General features: G+C 60.5%; 9 protein-coding genes and 2 pseudogenes. 9 read left to right on the top strand and 2 right to left on the bottom strand.

Going from position 1 to position 13,333, the window contains the following annotated elements:
• The 7 genes and pseudogenes from FS320_RS28225 to FS320_RS28255 form a co-directional block, all read left to right on the top strand.
• A partial coding sequence (locus tag FS320_RS28225) for a group II intron maturase-specific domain-containing protein (RefSeq protein ID WP_244627440.1) occupies positions 1–842 on the top strand: 842 nt, incomplete at its 5' end.
• Positions 843–1,681: 839 nt separating this feature from the next.
• Positions 1,682–1,978 (top strand): annotated as a pseudogene (locus tag FS320_RS48425) (FecR domain-containing protein); the annotation flags it as partial.
• Between the two features lie 625 nt (positions 1,979–2,603).
• Positions 2,604–3,977, top strand: coding sequence for an Ig-like domain-containing protein (locus tag FS320_RS48430; protein ID WP_244627441.1), 1,374 nt, complete (start codon positions 2,604–2,606; stop codon positions 3,975–3,977).
• A 195-nt stretch (positions 3,978–4,172) separates the two neighbouring features.
• On the top strand, positions 4,173–4,367 hold the full coding sequence (locus FS320_RS28240; RefSeq protein ID WP_152715573.1) for a hypothetical protein: 195 nt from the start codon (positions 4,173–4,175) through the stop codon (positions 4,365–4,367).
• Positions 4,368–4,677: 310 nt separating this feature from the next.
• A complete protein-coding gene (locus FS320_RS28245; RefSeq protein ID WP_152715575.1) occupies positions 4,678–6,672 on the top strand; it encodes a PAS domain-containing protein in 1,995 nt (664 codons plus the stop codon).
• A 212-nt stretch (positions 6,673–6,884) separates the two neighbouring features.
• Entirely contained in the window at positions 6,885–7,667 is a 783-nt protein-coding gene (locus tag FS320_RS28250) for a Crp/Fnr family transcriptional regulator (protein ID WP_152715577.1), read from the top strand.
• A gap of 244 nt (positions 7,668–7,911) precedes the next feature.
• A complete protein-coding gene (locus FS320_RS28255) occupies positions 7,912–8,937 on the top strand; it encodes an AraC family transcriptional regulator (protein ID WP_162003289.1) in 1,026 nt (341 codons plus the stop codon).
• Positions 8,938–9,093: 156 nt separating this feature from the next.
• Here FS320_RS28255 and FS320_RS45340 read toward each other — a convergent pair whose 3' ends face one another.
• Together FS320_RS45340 and FS320_RS28260 are read right to left on the bottom strand one after the other, a co-directional pair.
• Complete coding sequence (locus FS320_RS45340) at positions 9,094–9,249, bottom strand: hypothetical protein (protein ID WP_153885341.1); 156 nt, start codon at positions 9,247–9,249, stop codon at positions 9,094–9,096.
• An 83-nt stretch (positions 9,250–9,332) separates the two neighbouring features.
• On the bottom strand, positions 9,333–9,599 hold the full coding sequence (locus FS320_RS28260; protein ID WP_152715580.1) for a DUF6894 family protein: 267 nt from the start codon (positions 9,597–9,599) through the stop codon (positions 9,333–9,335).
• Between the two features lie 308 nt (positions 9,600–9,907).
• On the opposite strand from FS320_RS28260, the pseudogene FS320_RS28265 reads away from it, so the two are divergent.
• Both FS320_RS28265 and FS320_RS28270 read left to right on the top strand, forming a co-directional pair.
• Positions 9,908–10,125, top strand: a pseudogene (locus FS320_RS28265) (glutathione-dependent formaldehyde dehydrogenase); the annotation flags it as partial.
• 491 nt (positions 10,126–10,616) lie between these two features.
• Positions 10,617–12,995, top strand: coding sequence for a sensor domain-containing protein (locus tag FS320_RS28270; RefSeq protein ID WP_152715582.1), 2,379 nt, complete (start codon positions 10,617–10,619; stop codon positions 12,993–12,995).
• The last annotated feature ends 338 nt before the right edge of the window (positions 12,996–13,333 follow it).

Consider the following 13,333-nt stretch of genomic DNA (forward strand, 5'->3'; position numbering starts at 1 on the left):
TGACCTCATGGCTCACCCGGACCTTGAGCATCGGGGGTATTATCTTGCGCCTTGGCATCGGCGCCTCCGTGATCGGGCCATCGCGTCCTGGACGGCCGACACAGCATCAACGGCGCACCCAGGAAACCATTGCCATACCGCGTTCGCAGCCGATCCCACGGGATCGTCACCGTGAGATCAAAGAGGAGTTTTGCACCATTGTAGGTGGGGTCCTTGGCCCGCTGCTGGCCAACATCGACATGAACCGGTTCCTGAAGCATTGGCGGCTGACCGGACGCGGCGAAGCGTTCCAAGCCCACGTGGTCTCGTATGCCGACGACTTCGTCATTCTCAGCCGCGGTCGTGCGGCCGAGGCACTGACGTGGTCAAAGGCCGTGATGACAAGGCTGGGGCTGAGCCTCAACGAGGGCAAGACCTCGCTGAAGGATGCCCGCCAGGAGCGCTTCGACTTCCTCGGCTACTCGTTCGGGCATCACTACTACAAGGCGAACGGCCGGCGGTATCTGGGCGCGAGCCCGTCCAAGAAGAGCGTGCACCGGCTCAAGGCGACGGTCGCCAACCTGCTGACGCCCGGCCACACTGAACCATGGGACGAAGTGTGCGATAGGCTGAACAGGTCCCTGCGCGGCTGGTCGACCTACTTCGCCTATGGGACATGTCGGCCGGCCTTCCGTGGGATGGACCAGTCCGTCACCGAGCGCGTGCGCGCCTTCCTCGCCCGACGGCATAAGGTGCATGGGCGCGGCAACCGACAGTTCACCTTCGATGTGATCCACGGTGAACGCGGTGTGCTGGCTCTGGAGCGCTTGCCCCGAACTGTCCCGCCGTGGGCCTTGCGATGAAGCCGGTCGGAGAGCCGGATGCGGTAGCGCCGCACGTCCGGTTCGATGAGCGGGGATGGGAAACGGGGCGTTGCCGCACGGCCCAAGCTACCGCGCCCATCCTCGACTCTACCTCCTGAGACGTACGCGTTTGGTCCGCTTCGGCACTCAAGTGCCGACGTTCGTTAAGCGGCCAGAACGTGAAATTTTGACCCCAAGCTGACCTTCGCGAGTGCTTTAGGTCATAGAGGCAGAAGCAGTTGAGCAGGAATGTAGAAAAATCGATTGAGCGTAGCAGTTGAGCCCGTCATCTAGGCCAGCTTTCGCGCAGCCTACGATACTTGATACTTGCTGGAAGGCGGCTCCTACAGTGCTGGTTTCTGACATTTCATTCCATTAGGAACGGGGCGGGGAAAGGGTTATCATCGCGGACGCACAAGGGTTCAGCTGTGTACCAATCCGGGGCCGGCGCCAGTGTTTTCGATATCCAGATCGATGCCGGCGAGGCGTCGAGCCCTGGTGCTGACCCTGAACCCTCGATCCTCTTTCCCGACAAGGACATTCTCTTCACTGCCGATTTCAAGAGGTCCGGAGCCGATCTCCTGCTCGTGAAGAATGAGACATCGGCGGTTATCCTCGATTACTTCAGGGGAGACCGGCGCCCGAACATCACCACGCCCGAAGGCGCGAGCCTCACCGGCGCGACCGTCGAGGCACTGGCGGGACCTGATGCGAGGGGCCAGTACGCGCAAGCCGGCACTGCGGCAGTGGCACAGACGCCGATTGGCCGCGTCGAGAAGGTGTCCGGATCCGCAACCGTCCTGCGAAACGGTGTATCGATCGTGCTGCAGCTCGGCGACATGGTTGCCAAAGGTGACGTGGTGCAGACGGGCGCGAATTCGGCGCTGACGATCAAATTGACCGACGGTACGGTTTTCAGCCTGTCCTCCAGCGCCCGCATGGTGCTGAACGACATGGTCTACGCTGCGGATTCGAATGCGAACTCTGCGCTGTTCACCCTTGTCCAAGGCCTGATCGGGTTCGTTGCAGGGCGGATTGCCAAGACCGGAGACCTCAAGGTCGACACCCCCATTGCCACCATGGCGATCCGAGGAACAGCCGTTCAGACCGAGATCGCCGCGTTCAGCGGAACCACGAAATTCTCGCTCCTTGCAGAGCCGGACGGCACCGTAGGGTCGTTCGTCCTCCTCGATAAGAACAACCCGTCCCGTGTGATCACGTCGATGTCAGATGCCCGCGTTGCGACGCTGTTGACCCCCGTAGCCGGCACCGACCCACGCATTACGCAAATCACCAAGACAGCCGACGACATCCGGAGCGAAGGCGATTTCGTGAGGGACATGTTCCGCTTCTTCACCGCCGAGAACCGCCGGGGCGGCAGCAGCGATTTCGAGGATGGGGCCATCGTTCCCGTAAACCTGCCTCAGCGGATCGAGCCGCTGGACCTACCGCAATTCGCCATCGCGCCTTTCATCTTGGAGCGTCTCGCGTCCCGTGACCCGGTCATTCCGTCCCGTGCGATCGTGCTGGAGGCAGTCCGCGGCACGGCAGTCGAGGACGGACCGCTTGCGCAGCTGGACATCCTCACGGGGGCCGGCGCGACGCTGCCCTTCGTGATCGTGCCGGCATCCTTGCCTCCAGGCGTGAGATATCTCGACGACTCGCGAAACTTCTCTCTGGATCCTTCGCATCCAGCCTACCAGCATCTGGGGGAGGGAGAGACCGAGACCGTTAATGTCGAATACAGTATGGTGACCAATGATGGCATCCGCATCCAGACACCTAGCCTCCGTTTCCTGGACGGTCGTCGGCCAAAACGATGCTCCTGTTGCAGCAGGCGACCGCATCGGCGATGTAGGCGAGGTCGGACGCAGCATCCTGGACGTGCGCGCCAACGACCGCGATTTGGACGGCGATCCCCTCCAGATTGTTCACTGGACAGCTCCGCTCGAAGGTTCCATCTCCCTGAACGCCTTTGGCGATCTGGTTTTCGACACCGGCGATGATTTTCGGGCGCTCAGCGCCGGCCAGACCGCAACTTTGTCTTTCACCTACACGATCTCCGACGGCAAGGGGGCGACCGATACGGAAAACGTCACCCTGCAGGTTCGCGGAGCAGGGGCGTTCACATCGCCCCATCGGACGGCATCGGTAAGCGGCACACTCGGCTTCAACAACCAGCCGGTCTCGCTCATCATGGATGCGCCATCCGCCACCACGACCACAGAAGCCGATCTCGACTTGATCATCGGCCTCGGGCCGGTTCTTCAGCCGCAGATGATTATCCTGTATCTGATCGACGTCTCGGGCAGCACGTCGGAGCGGTTCGAGGGAACGCCGGTCGGCGATCTCAACGGCGACGGCAGCGCCAACACGATTCTCGATGCGGAGATTGCAGGTCTGATCGCACTGACGGAGCGGATCAGAGGGCTTGGATTCTCTCCGGCCGATGTCAGCGTCACGATCATCCCCTTCAACGGCGGCGCCGATCCGACCGAGGCCGCAAATCCCGGCGGGGGCGGCGTCAACGCGGCGACGTTCAGTCTCGGGAGCGCGGGGGAGAGCACGATCGCGAACTACCTGAGAGGCCTGGATGCCAACGGGCAAACGAACTTTGCCGATGCCTTGCAAGCGGCCAATGTGAGGCTGCAGGGTCTGAACCGAGGAGGCGAAGAAAACTTCCTGTATTTTCTCTCGGACGGCAACGGACAGGGCTCCTTCGACTCCGAGCTCGCGACGCTGAACGATGTCTACGAGGCGAAGATCACCGCTCTCGGGATCGGCGCGAGTGCGAGCCTCTCCCAGCTGAATGACATCGATAATACGGGCGGAGCCTCGCGCATGACCTCGCCGGACCAGATCGATATCTCCGTCCTCGGGGCGCCGCTTTCACAGGGGACGGTGGCCGATCTCGACATCTTCGTGAACGGCGTCGCAATCGCCGGGATCGATCGGGAGGATCTCGTCTCGACTCCCAATGGGTATGCGCTCGATGCGTCCGTCGCAGGGCTGAGGCAGCTTGCAGGTGACGGAAACACTGTGTCGGCGGTCGTCACATTCGCCAGCGGAGAAATCCTCACGACGGAGCTGGTCATCGCAGGCGCTCTGCCACGCTCCACAGACCACGTTCTGTGAGGGGAGCATGCGCCGACGATCGATCCTGTCCGATCCCCTCCATGACTATCTGGTCCAAGGAGGGACACGATCCCATTCCGACGGCCGAAGCGGAAATTTCGTCGATGCATAGACCTATAGCCTGCTGGAACGACACCCGTGAGGGTTCTTCCGACAAGGATGCGATGCTTCGGGATCGGACGGATTGTTGGCCTCTTGCTTCTCGTCGCATTGCTCGCGCTGCGGATCTGGGATCCTGGCTTCATCGAAGCTCTTCGCCAGAAGTCATTTGACATCTACCCGCTGATGCATCCACATGCCACGCGCCAGAACCTTGTTGCTGCCGTGGATACAGACGAGCTGAGCCTGCGGTCTCTAGCTGATGCGGCTGCGGCTCCACGCGAAGGTTGAGACAGTATCGGTCGTTCGCCGATAGCACAGGCACTATCCTGGCCTTCGAACAGGTCGCAGCGAGTGAAATGGAGGATGCGGAACGTCATCAAACTGGCCTGGCCCTCCCGCCGCTTGCAGGAGCACGAAGGTCGTTCTTTGGCACATCCCGGAAGTACGTCGAACTTCCGTACTCATAAGACAAGCTGACGTTCATAAGGCTATGCTCAACAGCTCAGTTTGACCCCGAGCTGCCCTTTGAGCATCCTTTATCAGCTCCTGATCCTTGGGGCGGTCTGAGCATTGTCATTGAATGCTCTAGGAGGCTGCAATGGCCAGCACTGCCGGTTCCGATCCCCCGGTGAGAGGGGTCGATGATGTCCTGATCACGGCTGAGCTGGCGAGCCGCCCCTCCCGCACCCCAAACTACGAAACCGAGAGTCGAGCGCTCGGGCTTCTGGCCCAGGAGATGGCCGCCAACCCAGGCGGCGTGCTCCAGAAATGTGCTGAACTGGTCATGGAGCTGTGCCGTGCGGATTCCGCCGGCATCAGCATCCTGGAGCCCGGCGGAACAAGCGGCATGCTCCGCTGGCACGCCGCAGCCTGTGGGTTTGCGGTGAATCTTCATGGCACCATGCCCCGGGAGGCGAGCCCCTGTGGGACGGTGATGGAACGCAACTGCGTCCTTCTGTTCAACGAGGCAGAGCGGTTTTTTCCGGCCCTGCGGGGGGTCGAGCCACGCATCTACGAGAACCTGCTGGCCCCCTGGCACGTGAAGGGCGAGGCGCTCGGCACCCTCTGGGCCATCAGGCACACTCCCGAGGGACGGTTCGATGCAGAGGATGCGCGGGTCCTGCAAAGCCTCGCCCGCTTCGCCGCGGCCGCGTTCCAGATGACCTCGGCTCTCGACGAGGCTAAAGCGGACCGGACCGAACTGGAGCAGCGCACCAAGGCCCTACACGCGAGTGAGACCCGGCTCCAGGCCGCCATCGACCTCGTTGGCCTGTCGCCCTACACCTGGGACCCGGCCACCGGTGCGCTGGGCTGGGATGCCCGGCTCAAGGCGATGTGGGGCCTGCCCCCTGATGCTCATGTCGACGAGGAGCTGTTTCTGTCCGGTATTCATCCCGAGGATCGCCCGCGCGTCGAGGCCGCTATCGCCCAGTGCAGCGATCCTGCCGGTCCTAGTATCTACGCCATCGAATACCGCGTCATCGGGCTTGAGGATGGGGTCGAGCGTTGGGTTTCCACCCATGGCCGGACGACTTTCGAAGATGGCCAGCCGGTGGGGTTCACCGGGGCTGCACTTGATATAACGGAGCGCAAGCGAGCCGAAGCAGCCCTGCGCGAGAGCGAGGCGCGCTTCCGCCAGTTCGCCGAGAATTCAAGCACCGTGCTGTGGATTCTCAACCTTGCGACGATGAATCTCGAATACCTGAGCCCTGCTTTCGAACCCGTTTGGGGCGAAACAATCGAAAGCACGCTTGGCGGTCCCAGCCGTTGGGGCCGCTTCGTCCATCCGGAGGATCGAGAACGCGCACGAGGCGCGCTTGACCTGGTCAGGCTGGGAGAGGCCATCACGGAAGAGTTTCGCATCGTCCGCTCTGACGGGGCGGTACGCTGGATCCGCAACACCATCTTCCCCATTCGCGACGAGCGGGATCAGATCCGCTGCGCTGGCGGCGTTGCCCAGGACATCACCCGCCATGAGGGACGCTTCGTCTATGTGGTCGATGCCGATGAGCCCTCGCGTCAGGATCTGACGCGAGGGCTGCGCAACGCCGGCTATGACGTGAGAGCCTTCCCGTCCGGCAAGGCCTTCCTGGAGGCGGCCCCAGCCCTGGTATTAGGCTGCGTGGTGCTCGACATCCGCCAGCCCGACGCGGGCGGTCTGACCATCCCGCGGGAGCTCAAGACCCGGCGCATCGGCCTGCCGGTGATCGTCCTGGGCGAGATCCAGAGCGATGTAAAGTCTGCCGTGCAGGTGATGAAAGCCGGTGCGGTGGACTTCCTTCCGATCCCTTATAATCCGGATGAGCTGCTGACCGCCGTTGCGTCGGCAGCCGCTGACATTTCCCAGGCAGACAAGCAAGACCAGGAAGCCAACCGGGCCCGGGGGCGCATCGCCGAGATGTCGGTCCGCGAGCGCGAGGTCCTGGCGGGCCTGCTGGCGGGCCAGACCAACAAGCAGATCGGGCGGGGCATCGGCCTCAGCCCGCGCACGGTGGAAACCCACCGGGCTCATGTCATGCAGCGCCTGGGCGCCCGGACGATCCCGGAACTGGTGCGGATCGCCGCCTTGGCGGGCGTGCATGCCCGCGGTTGAGCCGTGAACGAAGGGTCCGGCGAACCTTGAGCTCCACCAGGACCTGATCGCCCGAAGGCCGCTGCCAGGATACGGAACCATCCCCGGTGACCACCGGATGCCGAGTTCATCCTGATCCATGACACTGCGCTGATTCGCATGTGGCCGTGCCAAGAACCTTCGCGGAACGGCGCGGCTAACCTTCGATCCGGGCTCTGAAAGGAGAAGCAACCATGCCCATCTCGCTTATCTGTCATTTTGGCCAGTTCGGCTGGCTTTCGCCGGAGGAGAAGCAAGCGATCAGGGATGCGGCCACCAGGATCAGATCCTTTGGCCCTGACGAGGACCTCGTGAGCCTTGGCGATCATCCGACTGATTGCAAGCTGATACTCAGCGGCTACGCCTGCGCCTACAAGCTGCTGTTTGATGGGCGGCGGCAGATCCTGTCGTTCCAGATCCCGGGGGACATCTGCGACCTGCCGGCCTTTTTCCTCGGAAGGATGGACCATGCCATCGGCACGTTGACCTCAGGGAACGTGGCAATCATCCCGCATGAGGTGCTTCTCGATCTCACGCAAATCTATCCCCGCATTGCCCGCGCGCTGTCGCATAGCATCCTGGTCGACGCGGCTACGGCCCGGGAGTGGATGGTGAGACTTGGGCGGCGCACAGCCTACGAGCGGACCGCACACCTTCTTTGCGAACTGTGGTTACGCCTGGACGCCGTCGGCCTCACGCAGGGCGACAACTTCAAACTTCCAGTGACACAAGCAAGGCTTGCCGATGCGCTCGGCCTCACGCCCGTGCATGTCAACCGCATCCTTAAGCAGCTCCGCGAAAGCGGACTGATTACCTTGCACGGAGGAACGGTCAAGATAAATGATTGGGATGGGTTGAGGAACGCCGGTGAGTTCACGCCCGACTACCTTTACCCCGGGCAAAACAGCCGACTTCAACGCCCTCGGAGCCGGGTTGTGCCCCAGCCAGAGCCGCGCGGCGTCCGACAGGAGGCTTAAGAACTCTGGCGCGTTGGCCCCGATCTGACTTGAGAACGAGCAAGGCTTCTCCGCGCCATGCGCTCAACCATTCCACCCCAGCCAATCTTCGCTGATTCTGCAGGATTCCAGATTGGATTCCAAAGACGCATGAGCGCGGCTAAAACCATTACTTGTGCAGATGGGCCAGGCGGGGCAGGCGATGGCCCAAGGTAGACTACCACCGGGGAATGACCTCGGAGCTCTCCCCAGCGCAGCCGGTAGCTTGGCCAGATTGGCAGCCGAGCGAGCCCTCCAGGAAGACATCGACATCACGCCTCTGCTAACGGAGGCCAGCCTTCCGCTCACATTGATGGACGATCCGGAGACCCGCGTCAGTGCACGAGGCGAGATGGACTTCCTCAACCTGGTGGCGGAGGTGCTCAAGGACGATTTCCTCGGCTTCCATATGGCTCGAGACTACGACCTGCGCCGACTTGGCTTTTTCTACTACGTGATGGCGTCGTCCAGCCATCTCGGGGACGCAATCGACCGTGAAGTGCGATACAGTTCAGTCGTCAGCGAGGGCATTCGAACAAAATGCCAGGTGGATGGCACTCTGGCGATCGTCACAGAATACGCGGGCGTAGAGCGGCATCGGGACCGGCAGCAGATCGAGTTCTGGATGACCTGTACCTTGCGGAAATGCCGGATATTCACCGATCGCCAGTTCGTGCCGGTCGAAGTGAGCTTCGTCCATCAGCGCAGCGGCGTCTTCTCGGAAATGGAGCGCTATTTCGGGGTGGCGCCCACGTTCGGTGCGGAGCAGGACCGGATCTCCTTCACGCGCGACGTGACGGACCTTCCGTTGGTCACGGCCGACCCTCATCTCAACGAACTCCTGCTGAAGCACTATTACGATGTTATCAATCGGCGCCACGGGGAGCAGGGACCGCTTCGAACTCGCATCGAGAATGCGATGACTCCTCGCCTGCCGCATGGGAAGGTGAACATCCAGATCATCGCGATGGATCTCGGCATGAGCGTCCGCACGCTATCCAGGCGGCTGGCGGACGAGGGCCTGACCTTCAGCACGATCCTGGAGGAACTCCGGTCTGAACTCGCACAGGGTTATCTGCGCCAACATAACATCTCGATTTCGCAAATCGCTTGGCTCTTAGGTTACAATGAGGCCAGCTCCTTTGTCCGAGCCGTTCAGCGTTGGATGGGGAAGTCGCCCAGAGAAGTTCGTCGCATGATTCATAATCCGGCAGAACCGGACGAGCCCTCGCACCCACTAACAATCGACTGAAGAGCTCCCTTCATAGCAGATATGCTGGGCCGAACTTCGGTCACGAATAAGGATGGCCGGAAAAGCAAAATATTTGGCATTTCCGGGCAATCGATCCAGCGGGCGGGGCTCTACAGTAGAGTAATTGCTCTGACGTTCGGCTTTCGATGTAAGAAATTAGAATCGCAGGATGCTGGCTGCATTCCACTTGCCCGACCCTTTCCATGGGGGCAACTCTGGAAAGGGCTCGGGTGCTTCTTTGATCGCAAAATGAGCAAAAACAGAATATCGTGCAAGCTCAAGTGGCTGATGCTTGGCTTCGTTCAGCGTCATCCATTCCGCCATAGCGCGAGCTTCTTCGGCCTGCCGGCGGCACTCAGCAGCTTTTCAAGCTGATCAGCAGACATGGTTGATCCTTACACGCTGGAGTGTGGCATCAATCCCACCTGGTCGATCTGAAGCGATACCGTCACGGTGAGGACATGCTGCCGATGTTCATTCTTCACCTCGACTCGAATGCCCTTAGGGGCCGCGTCATGCAATTTCAACAACTGGTCCCGCGCGAGTTCACCCGCGGTACGCTTGGCCGCGATTTCGGCAGCCCGTAGGCTCCCAATCTCATGACCATCGGCATCGAGGTTGGCGTCGGGTCCTATAAAGATGTCGAAATAAAAGCGCTGCATTGGCGAGGTGAATGTACAAGGAAACGGTGTCCCGCCCGCCCACTGGCGTTGTTCATCGAGGTGCCTTACGGGCGGGCGGAGTTCGGCGCGGAGATTGCCCCTACGAGCCGACCGGTTGCTAGCAGAGAGAGGGATCCCTCTTCTTGTTCTTGTGCGCCAAAGACTTATCTGATCGTGCCTGGCTGACCTCGGGCGCACCCATGCCATCCGGTGAGGTCCGACAGGCTGCGCCGGCTCTGCTCCTTCGCTTGTTTATCTATAAAGCACGATCCGGAGAGGATCGGGCGTTGTCATATATGGACGCTCCCTGCGACCGGCCGTACGTGTTGCGCGAGATGATCTACGTCTGCCGCCCGACCGGGGTGATCTCAATTCCCGGTGTCTATGGCGGGTTGGTCGACAAGATCCCGATGGGTCAGCTGATGAACAAGGGGCTGACCATCCGGACGGTCAGACGCAGGTCAACCGTTGGACCGACGACCTTCTGCGCCGCATCGAGGAGGGGCAGATCGACCCATCCACAATCCATCGTAGCGTTGCATGAACGTCTTCTTCTGGCAGATTTCGTTTAAAAAGTCCTCACGATTGGCGGCAGGTCGTGATTCCCTGATGAGGCTTCTCAGCGGAGGATCGGGCCATGATGGCGAGCGTCTCGTGATGTCATTCGGCTTTGAACCCAGACCCTGTCGCTTGCCAAACGTAAGCCTCTCGGCGGCTTGAGGGCTTTCTCAGAGCGGGAGGGTCACGAGCGGCGCCGACTGTGACCTCTCTGTCATAGCGGTTTGTTTCGCATGTTCAGCCGGTTGCACCTGTTCTGATAGAGGTCAACGTTTTGGTGCCGATTTACACTCAGCGTGACAAAAAGCCGAGTAGCGTTGGTTGGGATTTCATGGCTAACCCGCTCGGGCCAAATCGGCTCTGAAATACAGTAGCAAACAAAGGCGGCCTGTAGTGCACACGCGGGGCAAGGAAGTAGCGACCAGGGAAGTTGTCAATCACGGCATTCCTCAGAACTTTTTGCACTTTCTGGAAGCCACGACGGACTGCGTCTACGTCCTTGACCGGCAGTGGCGGTTCACCTTTTTGAACAAGCGTGCCGTCGCTGAGATTGCCGGCGGACGCAATCTCGTGGGCGCCAGCCTGTGGGAGGCTTTCCCAGACGCGGCAGAGTCGGCCCTCGGACGCCATTATCGGCATGCTATGAATAAGGGTTCTCCAGAGACCTTCGAAATCTACTATCCGCCTCTGTCAGCCTGGTACGAGATTCATGCGGTCCCTGTTGAAAGCGGATTGTCTGTCTTCTTCCGCAACATCAACGACCGGAAGCTGGCTGCAGAGACAGCCCGCCAAGCTCACAATCTGCTCCAAACCGTTATCGACAGCGTCGAGGATCTGATCTTCGTCAAGGATCGAGATGGTAGATTCATCTTCATCAATCGTCAGATCACCGAAGGGAGTTCGTTGATCGGAAAGCGGGTCGGCGACTTCTATCCCCCTGAGCTTGTCGATGTGTATGAGCAAGCCGACCGCCACGTGATTTCGACCGGAGAGGTTTCCAAAGTCGAGGAGACCATCCCGATCCGTGGAGAACCCCGCCGGTTCCAGACCGTGAAGGTGCCCTGGCGAAGGGATGGCGAAATCATCGGTGTTATTGGTGTTTCACGCGACCTGACAGAGCGGATCCAGGCGGAAGAATCGTTGCGCGAAGGCAGGCGCAAGCTCGCAACCCTCATCAACAGTTTGCCCGGTCTCGTCTATAGTGCTGATCCAAAGCTGCTGTGGCCGGTCACATTCATTAGCGAGGGCGCAGAAGCCCTGACCGGGTACTGTGCAGCCGACTTCAGCAATGGAACTCTCGACTGGGCTGATATTGTTCATCCGGAGGACTTTCAGGAGTTCGAGAGGGCTGTATCCCAGGCCCGTAAGGACCGCTGCCTCTTCTCCGCCGTGTACCGGATTGTGACTCGATCGGGCGAGATCCGCTGGGTGCTGGACCGTGGTCAATTCATCTACAACGAGGCTGGCGAGGCCATTTCCTTGGAGGGGTTCGTCGGAGATCTGACAGAACAAAAGCAGGCGGAGGCGCGCATCCGCTGGGTGGCTCACCACGATGCTCTGACCGAGTTGCCTAATCGAGCCCTGTTCAACGAGCAACTTGATGCGGCAATCAGGCAGACAGCCGACTCGGGCCGGAAAATGGGCTTGTTGTTTCTCGATGTCGATCATCTCAAGCATGTCAATGATACGCTGGGGCATGATGCAGGCGATGCCCTCCTCGTTGAGGTGGCGCAGAGGCTTCAGCAATCGGTTCGGGGCACGGATACGGTCACTCGCAACGGCGGGGATGAGTTCGCCGTCATTCTGCCTGACATTGATGGCGAGCTCGGATTGAACACTATCATCGAAGGTATCCTCAGCGGCCTCGAAGAGCCGTTCTCCTATGGCGGACACATCCTTGATTGCCGCACGAGCATCGGAGCCAGCATCTGGCCTAGTGATGGGAGCAAAAGCTCTGACCTTCTGAAGCAGGCCGACATGGCGCTTCATGCGGCCAAGTCTACCGGACGCGGCAAGGCCATGCTGTTCGAGCCTGAAATGCGGGCTGACGCTCAGCGCAGGGCCTCCATGCTGAACCATGCGCGCCGGGCGACCGAGGAGCGGCGGATCGAGCCCTTCTACCAGCCCAAGGTTCTCCTGAGCACAGGCGAACTCGCAGGGTTTGAGGCGCTGCTGCGGTGGCGTGACCCTCACGGTGTACTGCAATTGCCCTCCGCAATCCAGGCTGCATTCGACGACCCACGGTTTGCCGTGGCGATGGGGCAGCAGATGCAGGAGCGCATTATCAGCGACATGCGTCAGTGGCTGGAGGCCGGATTGGAGTTTGGGCATGTGGCTGTGAATGCATCGGCGGCGGAGTTCCGGAGGGGCGACTTTGCCGAACGACTACTGGATCAACTCCGTATCGCTGAAGTCCCAACACGGTACCTGGAGGTGGAAGTCACCGAGACCGTGTTCGTCGGGCGGGGATCAGAGGTTGTGGAGCAGGCGCTCCAGACGCTCTCGGCTAAGGGTGTCAGGATCGCCCTAGACGACTTCGGCACGGACTATGCCTCTCTATCGCATCTGAAGAAATTCCCTGTTGATGTGATCAAGATTGACCAATCCTTTGTCCGGGATCTCACGAGCAACCCTGATGATGCGGCCATTCTCATGGCGGTTTTGGCTCTTGGACGTAGCCTTGGTCTCACGACCGTGGCGGAGGGAATCGAAACGGCAGCCCAGGCCGGGTTCCTGCAGGCTCATGGCTGCAACCAGGGACAAGGCTATCTCTTCGGCCGGCCCGCCCCCAGGGATCTCACCGTTGATCTGATCTCGTTGTGGAAGCCACGTTTGTAGGAGATGTCCAGAGCAAGAGCTGTTGTGTAGTGGTTCAAAGCAGTCGCAGCACACCGGAATGTCTCTTACTGGCACTTTCCGGACGATACTGAACTTCTGCAGTGGCTAGAAACGCGGCCTTTCCCGCGTGAGCTCCTGTCTAGCGCGGAGCTAGTGCAGTCTGGTAAATGTGTAGCATTTGCAGCAATTTATTGATCCGGCTTGGGAGATCTTGAAATCCACGACCGGTCGGACCAGATCGACGGGATGAAGCATATAGACATGCGCAAGCTGCCAGCAGCAGCACAAGAGGAGCGTCGGCGACAGGTGGTGGGGCTACGCGAGAGCGGCCTGACCTA

The sequence above is a fragment of the Microvirga tunisiensis genome (genome assembly GCF_009296175.1).
Taxonomy (GTDB): Bacteria; Pseudomonadota; Alphaproteobacteria; order Rhizobiales; family Beijerinckiaceae; genus Microvirga; species Microvirga tunisiensis.

What these genes read in the sequence shown, in the direction of transcription:
- FS320_RS48430 (WP_244627441.1), top strand. Translation starts at nt 2,604, where the DNA reads ATGGCATCCGCATCCAGACACCTAGCCTCCGTTTCCTGGACGGTCGTC.
- FS320_RS28260 (WP_152715580.1), bottom strand. Translation starts at nt 9,599, where the DNA reads ATGCAGCGCTTTTATTTCGACATCTTTATAGGACCCGACGCCAACCTC.
- FS320_RS45340 (WP_153885341.1), bottom strand. Translation starts at nt 9,249, where the DNA reads ATGACGCTGAACGAAGCCAAGCATCAGCCACTTGAGCTTGCACGATAT.
- FS320_RS28250 (WP_152715577.1), top strand. Translation starts at nt 6,885, where the DNA reads ATGCCCATCTCGCTTATCTGTCATTTTGGCCAGTTCGGCTGGCTTTCG.
- FS320_RS28245 (WP_152715575.1), top strand. Translation starts at nt 4,678, where the DNA reads ATGGCCAGCACTGCCGGTTCCGATCCCCCGGTGAGAGGGGTCGATGAT.